At 47.5% G+C, this 23,092-nt stretch carries 19 protein-coding genes; 10 read left to right on the forward strand and 9 right to left on the reverse strand.

Features of this window, described 5'->3' with window-relative positions; all coding sequences use genetic code 11:
- The first annotated feature begins 111 nt into the window (after positions 1 to 111).
- Both pabB and JFT56_RS10460 read left to right on the forward strand, forming a co-directional pair.
- On the forward strand, positions 112 to 1,527 hold the full coding sequence (gene pabB, locus JFT56_RS10455) for an aminodeoxychorismate synthase component I (protein ID WP_198780049.1): 1,416 nt from the start codon (positions 112 to 114) through the stop codon (positions 1,525 to 1,527).
- Between the two features lie 24 nt (positions 1,528 to 1,551).
- Positions 1,552 to 2,139, forward strand: a complete 588-nt coding sequence (locus JFT56_RS10460; protein ID WP_198780050.1) for a CoA pyrophosphatase — start codon at positions 1,552 to 1,554, stop codon at positions 2,137 to 2,139.
- Positions 2,140 to 2,174: 35 nt separating this feature from the next.
- Here JFT56_RS10460 and JFT56_RS10465 read toward each other — a convergent pair whose 3' ends face one another.
- Complete coding sequence (locus tag JFT56_RS10465; RefSeq protein WP_198780051.1) at positions 2,175 to 2,510, reverse strand: hypothetical protein; 336 nt, start codon at positions 2,508 to 2,510, stop codon at positions 2,175 to 2,177.
- Positions 2,511 to 2,660: 150 nt separating this feature from the next.
- Here JFT56_RS10465 and asnS point away from each other — a divergent pair, with 150 nt between their 5' ends.
- Positions 2,661 to 4,061 (forward strand): asparagine--tRNA ligase, encoded by a 1,401-nt coding sequence (gene asnS / locus JFT56_RS10470; protein WP_198780052.1) that lies wholly within the window; start codon positions 2,661 to 2,663, stop codon positions 4,059 to 4,061.
- A gap of 295 nt (positions 4,062 to 4,356) precedes the next feature.
- On the opposite strand, the gene serC is transcribed toward asnS, so the two are convergent.
- Positions 4,357 to 5,448 (reverse strand): 3-phosphoserine/phosphohydroxythreonine transaminase, encoded by a 1,092-nt coding sequence (gene serC / locus JFT56_RS10475; protein WP_198780053.1) that lies wholly within the window; start codon positions 5,446 to 5,448, stop codon positions 4,357 to 4,359.
- A 104-nt stretch (positions 5,449 to 5,552) separates the two neighbouring features.
- Positions 5,553 to 8,312 carry a DNA gyrase subunit A gene (gyrA, locus tag JFT56_RS10480; RefSeq protein WP_198780054.1) on the reverse strand — a complete coding sequence of 920 codons (2,760 nt, stop codon included), beginning with the start codon at positions 8,310 to 8,312 and terminating at the stop codon, positions 5,553 to 5,555.
- A gap of 385 nt (positions 8,313 to 8,697) precedes the next feature.
- On the opposite strand from gyrA, the gene ubiG reads away from it, so the two are divergent.
- From ubiG to yfaE, 5 genes are all read left to right on the forward strand, one after another.
- On the forward strand, positions 8,698 to 9,408 hold the full coding sequence (gene ubiG, locus JFT56_RS10485; protein ID WP_198780055.1) for a bifunctional 2-polyprenyl-6-hydroxyphenol methylase/3-demethylubiquinol 3-O-methyltransferase UbiG: 711 nt from the start codon (positions 8,698 to 8,700) through the stop codon (positions 9,406 to 9,408).
- Position 9,409: 1 nt separating this feature from the next.
- Positions 9,410 to 10,078, forward strand: coding sequence for an HAD family hydrolase (locus JFT56_RS10490; protein WP_198780056.1), 669 nt, complete (start codon positions 9,410 to 9,412; stop codon positions 10,076 to 10,078).
- A gap of 406 nt (positions 10,079 to 10,484) precedes the next feature.
- Positions 10,485 to 12,773 carry a class 1a ribonucleoside-diphosphate reductase subunit alpha gene (gene nrdA / locus JFT56_RS10495; RefSeq protein ID WP_198780057.1) on the forward strand — a complete coding sequence of 763 codons (2,289 nt, stop codon included), beginning with the start codon at positions 10,485 to 10,487 and terminating at the stop codon, positions 12,771 to 12,773.
- Between the two features lie 64 nt (positions 12,774 to 12,837).
- Positions 12,838 to 13,968 (forward strand): class Ia ribonucleoside-diphosphate reductase subunit beta, encoded by a 1,131-nt coding sequence (gene nrdB, locus JFT56_RS10500; protein ID WP_198780058.1) that lies wholly within the window; start codon positions 12,838 to 12,840, stop codon positions 13,966 to 13,968.
- Positions 13,969 to 13,979: 11 nt separating this feature from the next.
- The gene (yfaE, locus tag JFT56_RS10505; RefSeq protein WP_198780059.1) at positions 13,980 to 14,438 is read left to right on the forward strand and encodes a class I ribonucleotide reductase maintenance protein YfaE; all 459 of its coding nucleotides are present in this window, start codon (positions 13,980 to 13,982) and stop codon (positions 14,436 to 14,438) included.
- A gap of 39 nt (positions 14,439 to 14,477) precedes the next feature.
- On the opposite strand, the gene JFT56_RS10510 is transcribed toward yfaE, so the two are convergent.
- Together JFT56_RS10510 and JFT56_RS10515 are read right to left on the reverse strand one after the other, a co-directional pair.
- Entirely contained in the window at positions 14,478 to 14,960 is a 483-nt protein-coding gene (locus tag JFT56_RS10510) for a YciI family protein (protein WP_198780060.1), read from the reverse strand.
- 163 nt (positions 14,961 to 15,123) lie between these two features.
- Positions 15,124 to 17,142: an NADPH-dependent 2,4-dienoyl-CoA reductase gene (locus JFT56_RS10515; protein ID WP_198780061.1), complete on the reverse strand. Its 2,019-nt coding sequence runs from the start codon at positions 17,140 to 17,142 to the stop codon at positions 15,124 to 15,126.
- A 165-nt stretch (positions 17,143 to 17,307) separates the two neighbouring features.
- Here JFT56_RS10515 and sppA point away from each other — a divergent pair, with 165 nt between their 5' ends.
- Entirely contained in the window at positions 17,308 to 19,152 is a 1,845-nt protein-coding gene (sppA, locus tag JFT56_RS10520; protein ID WP_198780062.1) for a signal peptide peptidase SppA, read from the forward strand.
- 127 nt (positions 19,153 to 19,279) lie between these two features.
- On the forward strand, positions 19,280 to 20,293 hold the full coding sequence (gene ansA / locus JFT56_RS10525) for an asparaginase (protein ID WP_198780063.1): 1,014 nt from the start codon (positions 19,280 to 19,282) through the stop codon (positions 20,291 to 20,293).
- Positions 20,294 to 20,361: 68 nt separating this feature from the next.
- Here ansA and JFT56_RS10530 read toward each other — a convergent pair whose 3' ends face one another.
- The 4 genes from JFT56_RS10530 to JFT56_RS10545 form a co-directional block, all read right to left on the reverse strand.
- On the reverse strand, positions 20,362 to 20,643 hold the full coding sequence (locus JFT56_RS10530; RefSeq protein WP_198780064.1) for a YeaC family protein: 282 nt from the start codon (positions 20,641 to 20,643) through the stop codon (positions 20,362 to 20,364).
- Positions 20,640 to 20,957 carry a zinc ribbon domain-containing protein gene (locus JFT56_RS10535; protein WP_198780065.1) on the reverse strand — a complete coding sequence of 106 codons (318 nt, stop codon included), beginning with the start codon at positions 20,955 to 20,957 and terminating at the stop codon, positions 20,640 to 20,642. The genes JFT56_RS10530 and JFT56_RS10535 overlap by 4 nt, the downstream gene beginning before the upstream one ends.
- Positions 20,958 to 20,968: 11 nt before the next feature.
- Positions 20,969 to 22,096, reverse strand: coding sequence for a M14 family metallopeptidase (locus tag JFT56_RS10540; protein WP_198780066.1), 1,128 nt, complete (start codon positions 22,094 to 22,096; stop codon positions 20,969 to 20,971).
- A gap of 181 nt (positions 22,097 to 22,277) precedes the next feature.
- On the reverse strand, positions 22,278 to 22,955 hold the full coding sequence (locus JFT56_RS10545; RefSeq protein ID WP_198780067.1) for a response regulator transcription factor: 678 nt from the start codon (positions 22,953 to 22,955) through the stop codon (positions 22,278 to 22,280).
- Positions 22,956 to 23,092 lie beyond the last annotated feature (137 nt).

Genomic DNA, 23,092 nt, shown 5'->3' on the forward strand with positions numbered 1-23,092 from the left:
GCTCCAGCAGCCTATGTGGCCTTACTTGTTTTTTTGTTAATTCTTTCTGGGCCAATATGATACTCTTTCCCATCTTTTTGGGCTACATCACATTTTAGATAGGGTTAATCGATGGCAATTAGGGCGTCAAAACAGCTTGCATCACGCCAACTTGACTGGACATTAAGCACAGCGGCAGTCTTTCAACACTTCGCCGCTGACAATTGGGCCATCCTATTAGACTCGGCAAATGCACCGCATCAAGACGCTAGATTCGATATTATTTGCGCCAATCCCATCGCAACCTTAGTGACCCAAGGTGAGCGAACTGATATCCAGCGAGTTCTACCCCATCTGGATTTACCTGTGGGAATAGATGCGACCGATGATCCTTTTGCCTTAGTCAATGCCCTATTAACCCATTGGTATCCTCATTCCTTTGCCAGCGAATTCCCCTTTAGCGGCGGCGCCATGGGCAGTTTTAGTTACGATTTAGGCCGCCGTATCGAAGCCATAGCCGCAAGCGCCAAACAGGATATTCAATTGCCCGAGATGAATATCGGCTTCTATGACTGGGCGCTGATCTTTGATTACCAGAGCCAGCATTGGCATTTAGTGCATTACCTTGGGGAAGAAGCACTCGATGCTGAATTGAAAAAAATTCACGCAAAAATCAATAACACGTCCATTACCAGCCCATTCAGCCTCACGAGCCCATGGACTGCGCAAATCAATAAAGCCCAATACATCGAAAAATTTAACGCAGTCCAAGCTTATTTACACAGCGGTGATTGCTATCAAATTAACTTAACGCAAAGATTCGAAGCGAGTTATCAGGGCGATGAATGGAGTGCCTATTGTCAACTACGTCACGCCAATAAAGCCCCCTTCTCGGCATTTATGCGTCTGCCAGATAACGCGATATTATCCATTTCACCCGAGCGCTTTATTCAGCTTCGCGGGGATAAGATTCAAACCAAACCCATTAAGGGCACATTGCCGCGCCATGCCGATCCCCTGCTCGATGCTCAGGCCGCCAGTAGCTTGGCAAATTCGCCAAAGGATCGCGCCGAAAATGTCATGATTGTCGATTTACTGCGAAACGATATCGGCAAAGTCGCCACGGCGGGCTCAGTGCGGGTACCACATCTGTTTGAGATTGAAAGTTTTCCCGCGGTGCACCATTTAGTCAGCACAGTGACGGCAACACTCGATCCCAAATACAGCGCCTGCGATCTATTGCGCGCCGCTTTTCCTGGCGGCTCGATTACCGGGGCCCCCAAAATTCGTGCCATGGAAATTATTGAAGAATTGGAGCCGTCCCGCAGAAGTTTGTACTGTGGTTCCATGGGCTATATCAGCCAAGACGGCCAGATGGACACCAGTATTACCATTCGCACTATCGTTGCCGAACGGGGTAAACTCTATTGCTGGGCTGGCGGTGGCATAGTGGCGGATTCCGAGGTGAATGCCGAGTATCAGGAAAGCTTCGATAAAGTCAGCCGAATTTTACCTTTACTTGGCGCCGAGTCCCCCGTCCAGTATTAGAGGCAATCACACACCGGAACACAAATGGATCAAGCTGAATTTAGACTCAGATTTAATCTGCATCCTTTAGCCGCGCAGGATCCGGCGGCCTTCCCTCACCTTGGTTTGCGTAAGGCCGCAGTGCTGATCCCCCTGCAGGACATTAACGGTGAGCTGCATTTAATTTTGACCCAAAGACCCCTGCACCTAAGGGCTCATCCAGGGCAAATCAGTTTCCCCGGTGGTAAAATTGAGCCAAGTGATCCAGATGCTATCGCGGCGGCCCTACGGGAGGCGGAGGAGGAAATTGGCTTATTAAGGCAGAATGTCGATGTGATTGGCACTTTTCCGGCCCACAATACCTTTACCGGATTTGAAATCACCCCCGTGGTCGGCATTATTAAGCAGGAATTTGAACTTAAACTCGATCCCGGTGAGGTGGCCGATTGTTTTACTGTGCCCTTAAGCTTCTTTATTGCGCCGGGCAATCGCCATCAGAAGCGGTTTTTACGCCAGGGCCGCTACTACCGTGTGCATTTTATCCCCTACCAACAGCGCTTTATCTGGGGCGCAACGGCTGCAATTATCGATCACCTCTGTCGGCACTTAAGCATTCCCGAAGAGTTTATTTAGCCTATATCTGCTGCAGTGTAATGCCGTGATGCTCGCTAAATCACAAAGTGTACATATAAACCCGCAACCAGTGACGTTAACAACAGCAAGGGAATATTAAACCAGTAACCGAGTTTGCTGTGGTGGGCAACATAGTAATTAAACGCCAAACTGACCAAGCTAATCCCCCCACAGGCCCAAATTAAATATTGCAATAATTGAGTTCGATGCGGATCCCAATAAATCCTGAAGGTCGCGCCACGGCTCAAATAGCTCCCAACCTCGCGATCGGGCCTTGCCTCACCAAAGACTAACAACGCATAAACGGCCAAGGCCCAACCCAAAATGGATAAAGTTGCGAGGATAATTTGAAATGTTCTGACTTTACTCATATCGCCTCCCTACGTTTCACACGCTATATCGTTAAATATTAGCAATATTGACCTCAGGATACCTTTTTCAGCTTGAGAAAAGCCACCAGCAAGGTAATATAAACCTCCAAAATTTTCATATAAAACGTTTCGTTGGAGAACTAAGCAACAATGAGCATTGCATCTGTCGCTTCTGTATTTAAAGGTGAGCACGCGGTCGGTTCTAAGGTCACAGTGCGTGGCTGGGTAAGAACCCGTCGTGATTCTAAAGCCGGCATCTCTTTTTTGGCTGTCTATGACGGTTCCTGCTTTAATCCTATTCAAGGTGTCGTGCCAAATAGCTTAGAAAATTACGACAACGAAGTGTTAAAGCTGACTGCGGGTTGCTCCGTCGTGATGACGGGCGATGTGGTTGAATCCCCCGGTGCTGGCCAAGCATTTGAACTGCAAGTGACTGAACTTGAAGTTGCTGGCTGGGTCGATGATCCAGACACATACCCAATGGCCGCCAAGCGTCATTCAATTGAACATTTACGCGAATTAGCCCACTTACGCCCACGCACTAACATCATTGGTGCCGTTGCCCGTATACGTAACTGTTTATCCCAAGCCATTCACCGCTTCTACCACGAAGAAGGTTTTATTTGGGTATCGACGCCACTTATCACCGCATCAGATTGCGAAGGCGCGGGCGAAATGTTCCGCGTATCGACCTTAGATATGGAAAACCTGCCACGTACTGATGCTGGCAAAGTCGATTACGATAAGGATTTCTTCGGTAAAGAAGCCTTCCTCACCGTATCTGGCCAGTTAAACGCTGAAACTTACGCCTGTGCACTGTCAAAAGTGTATACCTTCGGCCCGACTTTCCGTGCCGAAAACTCAAACACCAGCCGCCACTTAGCGGAATTCTGGATGGTTGAGCCCGAAGTTGCCTTCGCTAACTTAAACGATATCGCAGGCCTTGCCGAAGCGATGTTGAAATACGCCTTCAATGCCGTATTGACTGAGCGTATGGACGATTTACAGTTCTTCGCCCAACACGTGGATAAAACGGTAATCGAGCGTCTACAATCCTTCGTTTCTAGCGATTTTGCCCAAGTAGATTACACAGATGCGGTTGAAATCCTGCAAAAATGTGGCAAAACCTTCGAGTTTCCAGTGTCTTGGGGTATCGATTTATCCTCTGAGCATGAGCGTTACTTAGCCGAAGAACACTTTAAAGCCCCTGTGGTGGTGAAGAACTATCCAAAGGACATTAAAGCCTTCTACATGCGCTTAAACGATGACGGTAAAACCGTTGCCGCGATGGACGTATTGGCGCCCGGTATCGGTGAAATCATCGGTGGTTCGCAACGTGAAGAGCGTTTAGATGTGCTGGATATGCGTTTAGCCGAAATGGATCTGAACCAAGAAGATTACTGGTGGTATCGTGATCTGCGCCGTTACGGCACAGTGCCGCACGCAGGTTTTGGTCTAGGTTTTGAGCGTTTAGTGTCCTATGTGACTGGCGTATCGAATATCCGTGATGTGATCCCGTTCCCACGTGCACCACGCACGGCAAACTTCTAATTGATATTGATAATGCTGCTTTAATAGCAGTTAAGTCTCTAAAACGCGCTTCGGCGCGTTTTTTATTGAGCTGTTCTTAACTACGTAACTATTAATTACGTAACTATTTAACTATGTAGCAGCCATTAACTATAAGGCCGCCATTAAAAAAGCGAATGCCATTACAGCATTCGCTTCCTCTCTTGCTATTGATTAGCCGTTTGCGGCTAACAATCTGCTAGCCGTGTTCTAGCCGCAGGTTTCTTATCCGAACAATTAACCAATGAGTCACCTTAGCAAGCATAAATGCCTCAACCTAGCTGTGCTGGGCGGCAAACTCATTCATAAACTTAACTAATGCCTTTACCCCTTCGAGTGGCATGGCATTGTAAAGGCTTGCACGCATACCACCGACGATGCGGTGACCTTTTAAGGCGACAAGCCCTGCTGCCTGCGCTTGTTTTAGGAACTCGCCATCGAGCGCTTCATCGGCAAGTTGGAAGGTGACGTTCATTTGCGAACGATTTGATGCCACCACCCCATTGCGATAAAAACGGTTATTGTCGATACATTGGTACAGCATATGTGCTTTCTGTTGATTAATTTTTGCAATACTCGCAATGCCGCCAATGGATTTGAGCCAAGCAAACACTTCTGCGGCGAGATACCACGCGAAGGTGGGGGGAGTGTTGAACATAGAATCATGCTCAACGGCTAAACGATAGTCCATGATGGACGACTGCACTAAACTCGGCAGTTTGAGCATGTCATCACGGACAATGACAATTGATAATCCCGATGGACCAATATTTTTTTGTGCACCCGCATAGATTAAACCGTAGCGGCTAACATCAATTTCACGGGACATGATTGTGGATGATAAATCGGCAACAATCGGCCAAGGTGACTCTAATTCATCAAAAATTTCGATACCATCAACTGTCTCATTAGGACAATAGTGAACATAGCGATAATCGGCATCGATTTTATGTAACTCAGGTAAGACAACCGCGTTGAGTCCATTGTGTTTTTCAACGATATTCAGGCTATCAATTTGGGCTTCACCCACCAGCTTTTGCGCTTCGGCTAAGGCGGCGGATGACCATTGACCACTGACCAAATACAGGGCTCTGCCATTATCACCTAGAAAATTATTCACCACAGCGGAGAACTGTCCTCGGCCACCACCATGCATAAATAACACATGATAATTTGCCGGAATATGCATTAGCTCGCGTAAATCGGCCTCGGCTTGCTTGGTTAGCGCGATGAACTCTTTACTGCGGTGGCTTACCTCCATCACGGAGACCCCTTGCCCATTCCAATCGAGTAATTCCTGTTGTGCTTTTTTCATTACCGCCGTAGGTAACATTGCAGGACCTGCACAGAAATTATAAATCGCGCTCACTGACACTCTCCTTAATTCCAACCATGATTTATGTATTCGTTTTACAAAACAATGGCATCAAAAAAACGAGCGTCCAATTGGACGCTCGTTATTATGACACTGAGTTATTCGTCGTCTTGCTCATCGGCAAGCTCGTCGTCATCTTCGTCTAGCTCTTCCTCATCGTCCAACTCTTCATCAAGCTGGTCATCCAGAGGCTCATCGGCTAACTCACCTTCCATCACGACTGGAACAATAGGTAAACCATTTTCATCCAGCTCGACTTCATCTTCTTCAGTTTGGATTTCGTCGATACGTTGTAGGCCGACCACTTTCTCGTCGCCCGCAGTGCGGATAATCGTTACACCTTGAGTGTTACGGCCAATGATAGACACGCCCTTAGCTGGCGTACGAACGAGCGTACCTTTATCGCTGATCAGCATGATTTCATCGTTAGCGCCCACTTGAACAGCACCGACAACGGCGCCATTACGTTCGCTCACCTTGATTGAGACCACACCCTTAGTCGCGCGGCTCTTCGCTGGATATTCAGAAAGTTGCGTGCGTTTACCATAGCCGTTTTCAGTCACAGTCAAGATAGCACCATCGCCTTTCGGTACGATGAGCGAAACAACCTTTTGACCTTCTTCGAGCTTAATACCGCGAACACCAGTGGCTGTGCGGCCCATAGGACGCAGTGACAACACTTCTTCACCGGTTTCTGGATCGAGTTTTACTTCGCCAGTTTCAGAATCACGTACCTTCTCACCAAAGCGAACCACTTTACCTTCGTTCGAGAACAGCATGATTTCGTCGTCACCATTGGTGATATCGACGCCAATCAGTTGATCTCCATCCTTGAGGTTAACGGCGATAATGCCGTTTGCACGTGGGTTGCTGTAGGCGGTTAATGCGGTTTTCTTCACAGTACCGTGTGAGGTTGCCATGATGATGTATTTATCTGCGGCATATTCACGTACCGGCAGAATCGCAGTAATACGCTCACCTTCGGCCAGCGGCAGCAAGTTAACAATTGGACGACCGCGGGCGGTGCGGCTCGCCAATGGCAATTGATACACTTTGAGCCAGTACATCTTACCAAAATCTGAGAAGCACAAAATGGTATCGTGGGTATTGGCAACCAGCAGTTTTTCAACGAAATCTTCGTCTTTGACTTTAGTTGCCGCTTTACCCTTACCACCACGGCGCTGGGCTTGGTAATCACTTAAAGGTTGATACTTGGCATAACCTAAGTGTGACAGTGTCACTACTACATCTTCTTCGTTGATTAAGTCTTCAAGACTCATATCAATTTCGTTGGCATTGATCACAGTACGGCGGGCATCACCGTATTCGGTCAGAATTTCTTCTAACTCTTCTTTGATCACTTCCATCAAGCGCTCAGGGCTACGCAGGATGAATAACAAACCTGCGATAAATTCGAGTAGCTCTTCGTATTCGGCGATGATCTTATCGTGTTCAAGACCCGTCAAACGGTGTAAACGCAGTTCCAAAATGGCCTGAGCCTGTTGCTCAGTCAGGAAGTATTGACCGTCACGAATACCGTATTGTGGCTCTAACCACTCAGGGCGCGCGGCGTCATCACCGGCTTTTTCCAACATGCCTTGAACGTGGCCTAATTCCCAACCTTGCTCAACCAATTTCACCTTAGCATCAGCTGGCGTTGGTGAGGCTTTGATCAGTGCAATAATCGGGTCGATGTTGGCGAGCGCTACCGCTAAGGCTTCCAAAATATGGGCGCGCTCACGGGCTTTACGTAATTCAAATACGGTACGACGGGTCACCACTTCACGGCGGTGCAGGATAAAGCATTCGAGCATTTCTTTAAGGTTAAATAACTTAGGTTGACCATTGGTCAAGGCCACCATGTTAATCCCGAAAGAACACTGCATTTGCGTTTGAGCATAAAGGTTGTTTAATACCACCTCGCCCACTTCGCCGCGCTTAATTTCGATAACGATGCGCATACCGTCTTTATCAGACTCGTCGCGCAGACCGCTAATGCCTTCAATTTTCTTATCTTTCACCAACTCGGCGATTTTCTCGATAAGTTTGGCTTTGTTCACTTGATAGGGAATTTCAGTCACGATAATGCGCTCGCGACCGTTATCTTCCGTTTCAACATCGGCAAGGGCGCGCATCACAGCACGGCCACGGCCGGTTTTGTAGGCATCGATAATACCCTTGCGACCATTAATAATTGCCGCGGTCGGGAAATCAGGGCCAGGAATGTATTCCATCAACTGTTCAATCGACAGCGCAGGTTCGGCAATCAAGGCCAAACAGCCCTTCACCACTTCCGTTAGGTTGTGGGGTGGAATGTTAGTTGCCATACCCACGGCAATGCCCGATGAACCGTTAATTAACAGGTTAGGGACGCGTGTGGGTAATACAGCGGGAATTTGTTCGGTGCCGTCGTAGTTAGGGACGAAATCGACGGTTTCTTTTTCAAGATCGGCCAGTAGCTGGTGCGCTAACTTATCCATGCGGATTTCGGTATAACGCATTGCCGCTGCGGAGTCACCGTCAACCGAACCGAAGTTTCCTTGACCGTCGACTAAGGTGTAACGCAGTGAGAATGGCTGGGCCATACGGACGATAGTATCGTAAACAGCAGAGTCACCGTGGGGGTGATATTTACCGATTACGTCACCGACCACACGGGCAGATTTTTTGTACGGCTTGTTCCAATCGTTCTTCAATTCACTCATGGCAAACAAAACGCGGCGATGTACAGGCTTTAAGCCGTCGCGCACGTCTGGTAATGCACGTCCCACGATGACGCTCATGGCGTAATCAAGGTACGAATTCTTTAGTTCGTCTTCGATATTAATTGGCGAAATAGATGATGCCAGATCAGTCATAAACTGCTCGTTCCCCTGAAAAATAGCCGACAACGCATAATCCGTATCATTGAGCGGCCCAAAAACGTGATTTGGCATTCTATCACAGTTATTTAATGTCGCCAGACCTATCCTGCTTGAATTGAGAAGGAAGCAAGTTAATAGATGAAAACACTGTCAATTTGAGGGATTGTGTATGCTAAAAAGTGCCCTTTAGGGGTTATTTACCCCAAAGCCTTGATTAATCTGTAAGCGGATACGCCAACTTAGCGCACAATAATGGCATTTAAAGACGAAAATTGCTGAAATTTCACTCAACCACAAAGACTTAGATCCGGCCAATACTTTGTTTATCAAACTTAGTCGTTATAATAGCCGCACAATCCAGTCCGCTTTAGGTAATCCCATGCAACACAATACCAATGTTGACCCGCAGGAAATCGCAAAGTTTGAACGTATGGCCGAAACTTGGTGGGATCTCAATGGCGAGTTTAAGCCACTGCATCTTTTAAATCCGCTGCGTTTAAATTATATCGACCAAACCGCTGGCGGTATTTTTGGTAAAAAAGTGCTCGATGTGGGTTGTGGCGGTGGTATTTTATCCGAAAGCATGGCGCGTATCGGTGCCATTGTCGATGGTCTCGATATGGGCGATGATCCCTTAGAAGTCGCACGCTTACATGCACTAGAAACCGGCGTGAACATTAATTATGTGAAAAACACCGCCGAAGCCCATCGCCAAGACCATCAAGGTTATTACGATGTGGTGACCTGCATGGAAATGTTAGAGCATGTGCCCGATCCGCAATCAGTGATCCAAGCCTGCTGTGATATGGTGAAACCCGGCGGGTTTGTGTTTTTCTCAACCATTAATCGCAACCTCAAATCCTTCGTTGAAACCATTATCGGCGCCGAATATTTGCTGAAAATGCTGCCGATTGGCACCCATAATCACAATAAATTCATTAAACCATCGGAGTTGATTGCCCTGGTGGATAATACCGATTTGATCTGCAAAGATGCCCTAGGCATTAGCTATAACCCACTGACGGGGATCTTTAAGTACACTCCTAATGTGGATGTGAATTATATGATCGCCACCCAAAGGGCTGATTAAGATGGGTCTTGCACAGGTAAAAGGCGTATTATTTGACCTTGATGGCACGCTTGCCGATACCGCGCCGGATCTTGTGCAGGCACTTAACTTAAGTCTGCTGGATGCGGGGATTGAAGCCAAACCCTTTGAGTCACTTCGCAGCGCCGCATCCCACGGCAGCTTTGCCCTTGTGGATGCGGCAATTCCCCATGCCAGTGATGTCCTGCGTCAGCAACTGCAGCAGGGCCTACTCGCCCACTATCAACGCATTAATGGTGATCAATGCCAGCTATTCACTGGCATTGCAGCCCTACTCGATTGGCTCGATTTGCAGGGGCTGCCATTTGGCGTGATCACCAATAAACCCGCCCGCTTTACGCGGCCTTTATTGCAAAAACTGAATTTGCACCGGCGGATGGCGGTGATGATCAGCGGCGATTCCACCCGTTATGCTAAGCCCCATAGTGCGCCTATGCTCCTTGGCGCGCAGCAGCTTAACTGTGCACCTGAACATATTTTATATTTAGGGGATGCCGAGCGGGATTTACTCGCCGCCCAGGCCGCCGCCATGCTGGGTGGGGTCGCATTATGGGGTTATCTGCATGAAGAGGATAATCCGCAGAACTGGCCCGCCTTGGCGCAATTTGCTTCACCGCTGGCCGTACTCGATGCCTTGATTGCCGCGCGATGATGGCATGGTGCGAGTCTGTGCCTATTGGGACTGCTGTTTATTTTAGCGATCGCGATCTTTGGTGAGATCGCACAAAAAGTCCACATAGATCTTTCACACTAGTGCGAAATTGAGCTTCAAGGTTAGCTATTACTAACACTGAAGCTTATCCTCAAGATATCCACAAGATACCCCCTGAATTCTAACTTGCAAAAGCGCTCAAACCTCACTATCTTGTATCTCAGATTATTTTAAACACCATATCTTGTGTATCGGTAGCAATCAGACACACTAGAAACTCCCCGCTTAATTGGCTCAGTATTAACGAGCTAGCTGTATTTAAGGGACGTTTGTTGATTGTTTTACAAGGAAACGTACGGTGATCCGTTCACCGCAATAGATATCAAAAAACCAAGGCCTCTCTTCAATGAATAGCACTATGACAGTCACAAAACGCTGTGGTGAACGTGAGAACATCGATCTCGACAAAATTCACCGCGTAATTACTTGGGCAGCCAAGGGATTAAAAAACGTTTCTGTTTCTGAAGTTGAACTTCGCTCGCACCTGCAATTTTTCGATGGCATCCACACCGAAGCCATCCACGAAACCATTATCAAAGCCGCAGCGGATTTAATTTCACCAGAATCACCGGACTATCAGTTCCTCGCGGCGCGTTTAGCCGTGTTTCATTTACGTAAGAAGGCCTTTGGTCAGTTCGCGCCGCCAGCACTGTATGATCATGTGACTAAACTGGTGGAATTGGGCAAGTATGATATGCACATTCTGCAGGATTACACCCGTGAAGAACTCGATATCATGGATACCTATATCGACCATTGGCGCGATATGGACTTCTCCTATGCAGCAGTTAAACAGCTCGAAGGCAAGTATTTAGTTCAAAACCGTGTGACCCACGAGATCTACGAAAGCGCCCAGTTCCTCTATATTCTGGTGGCGGCCTGTTTGTTTGCCCGTTACCCAAAAGAGACGCGCCTGAAATACGTGAAGGATTTCTATGATGCGGTATCGACTTTTAAGATATCCTTACCCACGCCCATCATGGCCGGGGTACGCACCCCAACGCGTCAATTTAGCTCTTGCGTACTGATCGAATGCGGTGACAGCTTAGATTCAATCAATGCGACAGCTTCATCTATCGTGAAATACGTTAGCCAACGTGCGGGTATCGGCATTAACGCCGGCCGTATTCGCGCCCTGGGTAGCCCAATCCGTGGTGGTGAAGCCTTCCACACAGGTTGTTTACCTTTCTATAAGTATTTCCAAACCGCAGTGAAGTCTTGCTCCCAAGGCGGCGTGCGTGGCGGTGCTGCGACTCTGTTCTACCCTATTTGGCATTTAGAAGTCGAATCTCTGCTGGTATTGAAAAATAACCGCGGCGTGGAAGATAACCGTATCCGTCATTTAGACTACGGTGTGCAACTGAATAAACTCATGTATCAGCGCCTGATCAAAGGCGAAAATATCAGCCTATTCAGCCCATCGGATGTGCCAGGTCTGTACGATGCCTTCTTCGAAGATCAAAGCGAATTTGAGCGTCTCTATCTGGAATACGAGCAGGACAGTAGCATTCGAAAGAAAACCCTCAAGGCGGTGGAACTGTTTTCACTGATGATGCAAGAGCGTGCCTCAACGGGCCGTATCTACATTCAGAACGTGGATCACTGCAACACCCACAGTCCGTTCGATTCAAAAGTCGCGCCGATCAGACAGTCTAATCTGTGTCTTGAAATCGCGCTGCCGACTAAGCCATTGAACAACATTGATGATCCTAATGGTGAAATCGCACTTTGTACTTTGTCAGCCCTAAACTTAGGTGCGATCAAAAACCTGTCAGAACTCGAGCCATTAGCGGATCTCGCCGTTCGAGCGCTGGATAACCTATTGGATTATCAAGATTATCCGATTAAAGCGGCACAAATTGCCTCGATGAACCGCCGTACACTTGGCATTGGGGTCATTAACTTTGCCAACTACTTAGCCAAAAATGGTATGAAGTATTCCGATGGCAGTGCTAACAATTTGACTCACAAGACCTTTGAGGCGATTCAATATTATCTGCTCAAGGCATCAATGAATCTGGCAAAGGAGCAAGGCGCCTGTCCGTTATTTAACGAGACCACCTACTCCCAAGGTATTTTACCTATCGATACCTATAAGCGTGACTTAGATAAGATTTGTCATGAGCCATTGCATTTAGACTGGGAATCACTGCGCAGCGACATTAAGCAGTACGGTTTGCGTAACTCGACCTTGTCGGCATTAATGCCGTCAGAAACCTCGTCACAGATTTCTAATGCGACGAACGGTATTGAGCCACCACGCGGACTGATTAGTGTGAAAGCCAGTAAAGATGGCCAACTGAAACAAGTGGTACCTGATTTTGATACCCTAAAAGATAGCTATGAGTTGCTGTGGAAAATGCCAAGCAATGATGGTTACCTGCAATTAGTCGGTATTATGCAGAAGTTTGTTGACCAAGCGATTTCGGCCAACACTAACTACGATCCTTCACGTTTTGAAGGCCGTAAAGTCCCGATGCAAACGCTACTGAAAGATTTGCTCAATGCCTACAAGTTAGGTGTAAAAACGCTTTACTACCATAACACTCGCGATGGTGCGTCGGATCAACACGATGACATCACCAACCTAGAGAAAGAAGACGACGGTTGTGCCGGCGGCGCCTGTAAGATCTAGTCTTTAACGTTAACGGTTTTGCAGGGATCCCTTTGGGGTCCCTGTCCATTGGAAAAATAGCACCATGGCCTACTCTACCTTCTGTCAAACACCCAACGACGCCACCCGCGAACCTATGTTTTTAGGTCAATCGGTCAATGTGGCTCGCTACGATCAACAAAAATATGAAGTGTTCGAAAAACTGATAGAAAAGCAGTTATCTTTCTTTTGGCGCCCCGAAGAAGTGGACGTCAGTCGCGATAAAATTGACTACAACGCCCTGCCGGATCACGAAAAACATATTTTTATTTCTAACCTGAAATACCAAACCCTGCTCGATTCGATCCAAGGTCGCTCGCCCAATGTGGCCTTTTTGCCACTGGTGTCGCTGCCAGAGCTAGAAACTTGGATTGAAACTTGGTCTTTTTCAGAGACCATTCACTCGCGCTCTTATACCCATATTATCCGCAATATCGTTAACGACCCGTCGGTTATTTTTGATGATATCGTGGTAAACAAAGAAATTTTACGGCGCGCAACTGACATTGCCGAATACTACGACCACTTGATTAAGCTGACTCAAGTATTCAACCTATTTGGTGCAGGCACCCATGTTATCGATGGTGAAGAATTAGTCGTTAATAGCCGTACGCTGAAAAAAGCCCTTTACCTGTGCATGATGTCGGTCAATGCCCTAGAAGCGATTCGTTTCTATGTTAGTTTTGCCTGCTCATTTGCCTTTGCTGAACGTAAGCTCATGGAAGGTAACGCAAAAATCATTCGCTTAATCGCCCGTGATGAAGCCTTACACTTAAACAGCACCCAGCATATTTTAAACATAATGCAGGGCGGAAAAGACGATCCAGAAATGGGCGAAATTGCTGCCCAGTGCCAACAGGAAGCCTACGATCTGTTCCTTAAGGCCGCAGAGCAAGAAAAAGAATGGGCAAAATACCTATTCAAAGATGGCTCTATGATTGGTTTGAACGAGCAAATTCTGTGTCAATACGTTGAATACATTACCAATCAGCGCATGAAGTCAGTGAATCTGCCACAACCTTATCCAGAACTGACTAATCCACTACCTTGGATGAAAAACTGGTTAGAGAGTGATGCGGTGCAAGTGGCGCCCCAAGAAGTGGAAGTATCTTCCTATCTGGTTGGGCAAATTGACTCGGCGGTCGATGGTGATGAATTCCTCGACTTCGATCTCTAGGTAAACCGACAGTGGCAAAACCAAGGCACTTAAGCCCCAATTTAGCCAAAAGCCCCTTTGCGAAGGCGCCTATAGTGCGCCTTCAGGGCCAACCTGTGTTGCTCTTTACCGAGCAGCAAGGGTCTTTGTTGCAGGCACTCGAAGCGAAGAACATCAAGATGTTCTCTGAATGCCGCAGCGGCTTCTGTGGTGCCTGCAAGACGAGGATTATCAGCGGCAAAGTCAGCTATTTGAGCGAGCCCTTAGCCGAGCTGAATAACGATGAATGCCTACCCTGCTGCTGCATACCTTCAGAGGATTTAGAACTCGATTTATCCCCCGAAGGGGCGACTGTTGTCACCTACGCAACTAATGTGGCCAAAAAACCACAGCACATGGGCCGCAGCACCCATTCACCAACACAGAGTGCCATATCCCATAGTGCAACACCGCAGAACTCACAAAAACTCGCCGAAGTGTGCGAAGAATAACCTCTCAGATAGGGGCTAATTGAGTCTAGCGGTCTCCTGTTAAATGTCTTTTTTCGCCATCACCCTATGCAGTTCATTGACCTCTGTCAGCGCCGCGCTGCCATACCAAGGTAATAATTCCAATACTAGGCTGCCCGCTTGAATTGCAGGATCGGTTTCCGTTAAGGCTTTTGCCTCTTCAACCGTAGTAACGTCAAACACATAAATGCCGCGTAATTCGCCATCGTGTAAAAAAGGCCCCGCCAGCACTAACTTGCCCTCATTGGCAAGGCGGGTGATATTGTCCAAATGCGCCCGTTGTAATTGCTCGGCCTGTGCCTGTGTTCTATCCCGGTTCGGGCCCCGCTTTAAAAAGGCCATTACATAGTGCTTCATACCGTATTCATCGGCACCGGCATTTTTAGCACGCTGCTCGTCAAACTGTGGAGTACTGTGGGCCGAAAAACTCACCATTAACCCACAGAATAGGCAAGTGATAAGGCTGATGGTGATCTTAGCGTTAAAGACAGTGTTAAGCTGCATAGCGGTTCCCTCTGCGTGGGTTATGGGTGGATTATGAGTGAGTTATGTTGCTTAATTTAAGCATTTAAACCTTAGCGTATTCGCGGCAACTATGTTGAAAATACCATAAAAAAAGCCTGATTAGGATTCAGGCTTTAGATGCTATATGGGCTTTTGAAAATGACTATAAACGCATCGCCAGTTCAGCCCCTTGGCGAATGGCACGCTTAGCATCAAGCTCTGCTGCCACATCCACGCCGCCAATCAGATGCACAGGCAGGCCCGTCGCTTTCATCTCATCCACCAAAGTGCGATTGGATTCTTGGCCAGCACACAAAACGACGTTATCGACGGCCAACACTTCAGCAGTTTCACCCACACGAATATGCAAACCCGCGTCATCAAACTTGTCGTAGCTCACCCCGGTTTTCATCTTCACATCATGCTGTTTGAGCACAAGGCGATGGATCCACCCCGTGGTTTTACCTAAGCCTTTGCCCATCTTCGAGGTTTTACGTTGCAGTAAATACACCTTACGATGATCAGTATTGTCGGAATGAGGTTCAGTTAGGCCGCCCGCATGCTGGTAGGTTTTATCTATGCCCCATTGTTTTAGCCATTTATCGGGATTAAGGGTGCTCGACTGGCTTTCACATAAATAGTGGGCCATATCGAAACCTATACCACCGGCGCCGATCAGTGCGACTGTCTGGCCAATATTCACCTCACCCGAGAGCACTTTTTGATAATCGACCACCCGGGGATCATCAAAACCGGGCAGCACTAAATCCCGCGGGACAACCCCGGCAGCTATCACCACTTCATCAAACTTTTCGGTCGCCAACACGCTGGCATCGAGGCGAGTATTTAATCTCAGCTCCACCTTACGCAGCTTAATTTGGTTGATAAAATAACGAATAGTCTCGTTAAACTCTTCTTTACCTGGGATTTTACGCGCCAAGTTGAACTGACCACCGACTTCGGATTTCGCTTCAAACAAGACAACGTGATGGCCTCGCATGGCTGCATAGACAGAAAACGCCATGCCCGCAGGGCCTGCACCCATCACCGCAATACGCTTTTTATTTGCTGTGGGTAAGAAGTTGATTTCAGTCTCATAACAGGCGCGAGGATTGACTAAGCAAGTTGCGCGCTTGAGGGAAAAAGTATGGTCAAGACAAGCCTGGTTACAGCCGATACAGGTATTGATAAGCTCGGGCGTGTTCGCTGCCGCTTTATTGACAAACTCAGGATCGGCAAGGAAAGGCCTTGCCATGGACACCATATCCGCCTGACCAGAGGCGATGATTTGCTCGCCAATCTCCGGCGTATTAATGCGGTTAGTGGCAATCAAGGGCACAGAAACCGATTGTTTGAGCTTTTGTGTCACCCAGGCAAATGCGCCGCGGGGCACGCTTGTCGCAATGGTCGGTACACGCGCTTCATGCCAGCCAATGCCCGTATTTAGAATGGACACACCAGCTTGCTCTAACCACTGGGCCAGTTGCACCACTTCATCCCAAGTCGAACCGTTATCAACCAGATCAAGCATAGATAGACGGAAGATAATGATGAAATCTTTACCAACTTTTGCCCGTATCGCGTTAACAATCTCAATCGGGAATTGCGCCCGTTTTTCAAACGCACCGCCCCATTCATCGGTGCGGGTATTGGTGCGCGCGCTGATAAATTGATTAATTAAATACCCTTCAGAGCCCATCACCTCAACACCGTCATAACCCGCTTTTTTCGCAAGGGCGGCAGCATTGGCGTAATCTTTAATGGTCGAGCGCACTTGACGGCTAGACATAGCCGAGGGGGTAAAAGGGGTGATCGGTGATTTAATCTTGCTCGGCGCTTGGGAAAAAGGATGATAACCGTAGCGGCCCGCATGCAAAATTTGCATGCAAATCTTACCGCCAGCCCCATGCACCGCTTGGGTAACAATTCGATGTTTACCCACTTGCCAAGGAAAACTTAACTGACAAGCATGGGGGGTTAATCGGCCACGTAGGTTTGGCGATATCCCGCCAGTGACAATCAGGCCCACGCCACCTAAAGCGCGTTCCCTGTAAAACGCTGCCAGTTTCTCAAACCCGCCCTTTTCTTCTTCTAAGCCCGTGTGCATTGAGCCCATAAGCACGCGGTTTTTGAGCTGGGTAAATCCCAGATCTAAGGGTTCTAATAAATGGGGAAACGACATTCAAACATCCTTTTTAAACAAGTGATTTAAATGAGCATACCTTGAGTCAAATCTAAGCTCAACCGTTGGTTAACCCCTGAAAGTTAAAAACCTTTACAATTGTGTTTAGCCTGCGGCGACATTTTCAGTTAGCATTAGCCTATTGGACTTATAAAGGAGTGGCTGATGTCCGCTAACCCATCGTTTTTCAAGAGAATATGCTTATTTATCTGGAATATCCTTAACGGGACCCGCAAGCTTATCCTCAACTTAATCTTTTTTGGCATTTTAGCCATGATTGTGGTCGCCATTAGCAGCAGTGAAGATATTCAAGTCGAAGACAATTCGGCATTGGTGCTCAACCTTGCTGGGACCATTGTCGATCAAAAACAACAGGTTGACCCCATTGAGGCGGCCCTAAAGCAAGGTAATAGCGGCAATGCCGATGGTGAAATCCTATTAGCCGATGTGTTGTATGTAATTGATAATGCAGTACAGGACAATAGGATCAGCACCATAGTGCTCGATTTAGCCGATCTAAAACGTGCAGGGATCAGCAAACTGCAATCCATAGGGGATGCACTTAAGCGCTTTAAAGAAAGCGGCAAAAAAGTTGTGGCAATAGGGCATTACTATGAGCAAAACCAGTATTTTCTGGCCAGCTTTGCCGATACGGTTTACCTCAATCCCCAAGGCGCAGTCTCCCTCGATGGCCTAAGTCTCTATAGTTTGTATTTCAAATCGGCACTCGAAAAACTCAAAGTCAAGGCACACATTTTCCGGGTCGGCACCTTTAAATCCGCTGTAGAGCCCTATATGCGTGACGATATGTCCGATGCGGCAAAGGAAGCCAGCAATGACCTGCTCTCGGACATTTGGCAAAGCTACACTCAAACAGTAGCCTCGAATCGCAATATCGATGCCAATAGCCTGACACTGAGTGCACAAACCTACCTTAGTGAACTCGATAAGGCCCAGGGTAATTCCGCCGCCATGGCGGTCAATATGAAGTGGGTCGATTCACTCGCCACCGACGAAGAATTCCGCAAGACCATGCTTGAGAGCGTTGGTAAAGCCAAAAGCGGTGATAGCTTCAAGCAAGTTAGCTTCTATGACTATTTGACCTTAGTGACCCCGCTACCTAACTTTGTCGAACAGGACAGCGTTGGCATTATCGTCGCGAGCGGCACTATCTTAAACGGCAGTCAACCCGCTGGGCAGATAGGCGGAGACAGCACAACAGAATTACTGCGTAAGGCTAGATTCGATAAGCATATCAAAGCAATAGTCCTACGAGTCGATAGCCCTGGCGGCAGCGCCTTTGCCTCTGAGCAAATTCGTCAAGAACTGTTGGCGTTAAAAGCCGCGGGCAAACCCGTGGTAGTGAGCATGGGTAGCCTTGCCGCATCTGGGGGTTATTGGATCTCTGCCAGCGCAGATTATATCTTCGCCACGCCAACCACACTGACTGGCTCCATTGGGATCTTCGGTATGATCACCACGTTTGAGGATTCTCTGGCAAGCCTAGGTGTGCACACAGATGGTGTGTCAACGTCGGAGTGGGCCGGATTATCGATTACTCGTACCCTGTCACCACAAATTGAAGCCGTTATCCAGCGCCATATAGAGCGGGGATATTTAGACTTTATCTCACTGGTGGCCAAAGAACGTAAAATGACGTTAGAACAAGTTGATACTATCGCCCAGGGCCGTGTTTGGAGTGGTAAAAAGGCGCTAGAACTCGGATTAGTCGATGAACTTGGAGACATAGATCAAGCGATTGCCAAGGCGGCAAAATTAGCGGATCTAACCCTGTTCGATACCCGGGTTATTGAACAGGAATTAACCCCTGAGCAGCTATTTATCCAACAGATGTTTGCTTCAGCATCAAGCTACCTACCCGCGTCACTGAGCCAGTCTTCGGTACTCGAGCAAATGTTGACACAGTGGACTGGCAGTTTAAAAACCATAGCTTCATTTAACGATCCAAACCATGTCTATGTTTATTGTGACAACTGTGCGCTCAACTGATCCCTTGGCTTAAGCACAAAAGACCGTTAAGTGCAGTGATAAAAGCCCGAACCTTCGGGCTTTTTTATTGGGTTTATGCCTGTTAAATCGTATAATTAAGCCACTTGAAGCTAAGATAACCATAAGAATGACTAAACGCTCCATTTACGTCGCCTATACTGGCGGCACTATCGGGATGCAAAAAACCGATAATGGCTTTGTTCCCGTCGCAGGATTCCTGACTCAGTGTGTGCAATCCATGCCTGAGTTTTACCATGATGAAATGCCCTCATTCGTGATCCACGAGTACTGCCCGCTGATCGATTCATCGAATATGGCGCCAACGGACTGGCAGATGATTGCCGATGATATAAAAGCCAATTATCAAGACTACGATGGCTTTGTGATCCTCCACGGCACAGATACTATGGCGTACACAGCGTCGGCATTATCCTTTATGCTGCAGGGGTTATCTAAACCTGTGATAGTCACAGGCTCGCAAATTCCCCTCGCCCAGTTGCGATCAGACGGTCAAACCAATCTGTTAAACTCCCTGTATATCGCCGCTAATTATCCGGTGGCAGAAGTGTGTTTATTCTTCAATAACAAATTGTTCCGCGGGAATCGTTCGACGAAAGCCCACGCCGATGGATTCGATGCCTTCGCTTCACCTAATTTTCCGCTACTGCTCGAAGCGGGCATTAAAATTAATCTACGTGCGGGCAAAATTGCCGTTCCCAGCGCGAAACCCTTAGAGGTCGCCAATATCAGTCCACAACCTGTGGGGGTCGTGACTCTCTATCCTGGGATCTCGACTCAGATTTTCGAAAACATACTCCAGCAGCCGGTTAAAGCACTGATATTACTGACCTTTGGAGTGGGTAATGCGCCGCAGGATGCCGCATTACTGAACACCCTTAAACAAGCGGATGAGCGCGGCATAGTGTTAGTGAACCTCACCCAATGTTTCCAGGGTAAAGTCAATATGGGCGGCTATGCGACGGGTAATGCATTGGCCAAAGCGGGGGTGATTAGCGGCGCCGATATGACCATAGAAGCGGCCCTAGCTAAGTTGCATTATTTGTTGTCTAAAAATCTACAGCCGAGCGAAATCAAAGCCGCTATGTTGCAAAATTTAGTCGGTGAGCTAAGCCCTGATTAATGCTTAATGTTTGTATTTAAAAATGAAAAAGCCCATTTACATGGGCTTTTTCATTGTTCAAGCTCGCGTTACAGTTCTTCCGCTTTAAACTCGGCTATCGATTCACCGCGAAATTGCTTTTTCAATTCCGCTTTTGATAGCTCATTGATTTTACCACCCGCGGCAATGGTGAAATGCTCGGTCTGATCGAGCTTTCGCGCTTGATACATCATCACCACTTGCAGCGTTGATTCACGCTGGGCCTCACTCAATACGCTACCATCTTCCCACTTGCCTAACTCGGCGGCACTGCGCAGCCTTTCGTAGACTTCGAGGGGCATTTGGTCGATTACTTGATTAATGTCTGTCATACACTTTTCCGCTTATGCAATACGATTCTTATGCGCGTGATAAGATAACCCACAAAACCGAACACAAAACACACTCCGGCAATATTCGCCCGCAAGCCTTCGGCGGGTTCGCCACCCCAAAACCAAATCACCACCCCTGCAATAAATAACGTCATAGCGACAAAGCTTTGATTCATTAAGCTGCTGGATTTTTGTATATGGCTAATGCGTGCGAGAGACCCATTATCCCCGTCGGTTTTTGCCTGACAGTGGGGACAAGATGATGCCTTGCTCGACATACGTTTGCGACACACGGGACATTCAATTAATGCCATATCCGCCTCACCTATCTTAGCTTATCAATAACTGCCAGCATGGCGATTAACGAGGCTTCACCTAAATAGCTGCTGCGCTCAGGTGACCAACCCACAAAGGGATCCGCTAGGTTGTTATTGTCTTTAAATGGCATTTCAAGCGTATTCGATAAACACTCGAAGGTTTGCGCGACCCAGTTGGATGCCACGGTCAAATTCGCTTGGCCAGGCTCATCTTTGGCATAACCAAATTCCGTCTGAAAATCGGCGCTGGCTAAGGTGAGAGCTTGACTAAAATCCGCTTGTAGCTGTGCCAATCTGTCGTTATAGGCAGGCACACCTTCACACCCAGCGAGAAACACATAGGGTAAACCTTCATCCCCGTGCACATCGTAAAATAAATCCACGCCCGTTTGCTGCATCTTATTGACGACATGGTAAACCTCAGGGCTTTTTTCTAAGCTTGGGTTTTGCCATTCGCGATTAAGATTAATGCCGATGGCATTGGTCCGTAGATGGCCTCTGACACTGCCATCGGGGTTCATGTTAGCGACGATATAAAAGTTGGCTTTATCGAGCAGAGCCTTAGCGGTTGGGCAATCATTATCGAGCAAGCGATTCACTAACCCTTCAACTAGCCACTCGGCCATGGTCTCACCGGGATGTTGTCTTGCAGTGATCCAAATATTACGTTTAGCGGCATCGCCATTACCGACTTTCATCAAGGTAATATCGCGACCATCTAATGTCAGACCTAAATGCTCTAAAGTCACATCTGGGTGTAATTGGGCACTGCTGAGCAAATCCAAATGACGCTCATAGCTATAGGGTGCAAAGTAAGCGATTTGGATAGCATCACACTCTAACTCAAGCTGAATACTTAATGTGCCATCTTGGTATTGTGTCGGTACGCGAAACCAATGCTGCCGATCGTAACTCGCTACGGCTTGATAGTCCTGCCACCCTTTTGGGTAAGATGCAGTGCCCGCGTTAATAATATTTAAGGTGTATTGATTACCCACTTCACCTTCAAATCGAAAATTAAACCATTGATAAAACTCACCGCCCGCATCTGGACGAATGGCAAGTTGGATATCATCTTTATTATCAAGGTTGACGACTTGGATATTTCCGCCATCAAAATTGGCACTGATCCGCATAATGATTCCTAATAGATTATTCAAGTAAGGGCACGAGATGGCACTGAGCACATCTTATTTTATGGCCGATAGAATAAACCAAAAGCGCATCAGGGGAAAACGAAAGCCGTAAAATTCAACAAAGGCTAAATCAGTCGGCCTTTTATTGACCAGCTAGGGCTAAGCGGCGAAGTGATGTTCCTCAAACCGTAAAACTGTACCCCTGCCCGCGCACGGTATTGATTAAATTACGCGGTAAACTGGTGTTGGCGAGTTTGCGCCTGGTATTGCTGATATGCATATCGAGGTTGCGATCAAAGCGGCCCAGATCTTTTTGCAATACAGAACGTTGTAGCTCCTGCTTAGTGATCACTTGCCCCTTTCGCTCGAATAAATACTTAAACAACCTAAACTCTGTTTGAGTTAAATCCACCGCGCGGTGACCGATAGTGATCCGGTAACTGGACTCATCAAAACTCACCGCACTCGCCACTGTCGGCTCAAGATGCGATGCCTTTGAATGGGCAAATATTCGACGTTCGAGCGCATGCAACCGCACGATCAGTTCTTTAATACTAAAGGGTTTACACAGATAGTCATCGGCACCGAGTTCATAGCCTCTAATGCGGTCATCCTCATTATCCCGCGCCGAGATCATGATGACAGGGGTTGAGCATTCCCTTGCCTTTAACAGATCAAAGCCATTCATCTGTGGCATGACTAAGTCGAGCATGATGATGTCGGGATTAAAGGCACGAATACCTGAAAGCCCCTCAAGGCCGTTAACCGCACATTCCACTCGATGACCTTGTGCCATCAGAGCATCGGATAACCAAGTTCTGAATAAGGGATCATCATCAACCAACAGTATTTTACTCATCCTTAATATCCAAACGAGAATCGATATCATTTATATTAACATGACTATAATGATCACTCTAGTCTTAATACAAGGGTAAAAATAAGTTTCTGCTAAATTGTGATCTTAGTTACAGCTTCATCGGCAAAATAGAACCT

Origin of the sequence: Shewanella putrefaciens (assembly GCF_016406305.1) — a bacterium.
Taxonomy (GTDB): domain Bacteria; phylum Pseudomonadota; class Gammaproteobacteria; order Enterobacterales; family Shewanellaceae; genus Shewanella; species Shewanella putrefaciens_C.

Excerpts from the sequence above, each read along its gene's own strand:
- JFT56_RS10460 (WP_198780050.1), top strand. The coding sequence starts at position 1,552 with ATGGATCAAGCTGAATTTAGACTCAGATTTAATCTGCATCCTTTAGCC.
- ansA (WP_198780063.1), top strand. The coding sequence starts at position 19,280 with ATGACTAAACGCTCCATTTACGTCGCCTATACTGGCGGCACTATCGGG.
- ubiG (WP_198780055.1), top strand. The coding sequence starts at position 8,698 with ATGCAACACAATACCAATGTTGACCCGCAGGAAATCGCAAAGTTTGAA.
- pabB (WP_198780049.1), top strand. The coding sequence starts at position 112 with ATGGCAATTAGGGCGTCAAAACAGCTTGCATCACGCCAACTTGACTGG.
- JFT56_RS10540 (WP_198780066.1), bottom strand. The coding sequence starts at position 22,096 with ATGCGGATCAGTGCCAATTTTGATGGCGGAAATATCCAAGTCGTCAAC.
- JFT56_RS10510 (WP_198780060.1), bottom strand. The coding sequence starts at position 14,960 with ATGCAGCTTAACACTGTCTTTAACGCTAAGATCACCATCAGCCTTATC.
- JFT56_RS10515 (WP_198780061.1), bottom strand. The coding sequence starts at position 17,142 with ATGTCGTTTCCCCATTTATTAGAACCCTTAGATCTGGGATTTACCCAG.
- JFT56_RS10465 (WP_198780051.1), bottom strand. The coding sequence starts at position 2,510 with ATGAGTAAAGTCAGAACATTTCAAATTATCCTCGCAACTTTATCCATT.
- gyrA (WP_198780054.1), bottom strand. The coding sequence starts at position 8,312 with ATGACTGATCTGGCATCATCTATTTCGCCAATTAATATCGAAGACGAA.
- JFT56_RS10490 (WP_198780056.1), top strand. The coding sequence starts at position 9,410 with ATGGGTCTTGCACAGGTAAAAGGCGTATTATTTGACCTTGATGGCACG.
- nrdB (WP_198780058.1), top strand. The coding sequence starts at position 12,838 with ATGGCCTACTCTACCTTCTGTCAAACACCCAACGACGCCACCCGCGAA.
- nrdA (WP_198780057.1), top strand. The coding sequence starts at position 10,485 with ATGAATAGCACTATGACAGTCACAAAACGCTGTGGTGAACGTGAGAAC.
- JFT56_RS10535 (WP_198780065.1), bottom strand. The coding sequence starts at position 20,957 with ATGGCATTAATTGAATGTCCCGTGTGTCGCAAACGTATGTCGAGCAAG.
- JFT56_RS10545 (WP_198780067.1), bottom strand. The coding sequence starts at position 22,955 with ATGAGTAAAATACTGTTGGTTGATGATGATCCCTTATTCAGAACTTGG.
- sppA (WP_198780062.1), top strand. The coding sequence starts at position 17,308 with ATGTCCGCTAACCCATCGTTTTTCAAGAGAATATGCTTATTTATCTGG.
- asnS (WP_198780052.1), top strand. The coding sequence starts at position 2,661 with ATGAGCATTGCATCTGTCGCTTCTGTATTTAAAGGTGAGCACGCGGTC.
- JFT56_RS10530 (WP_198780064.1), bottom strand. The coding sequence starts at position 20,643 with ATGACAGACATTAATCAAGTAATCGACCAAATGCCCCTCGAAGTCTAC.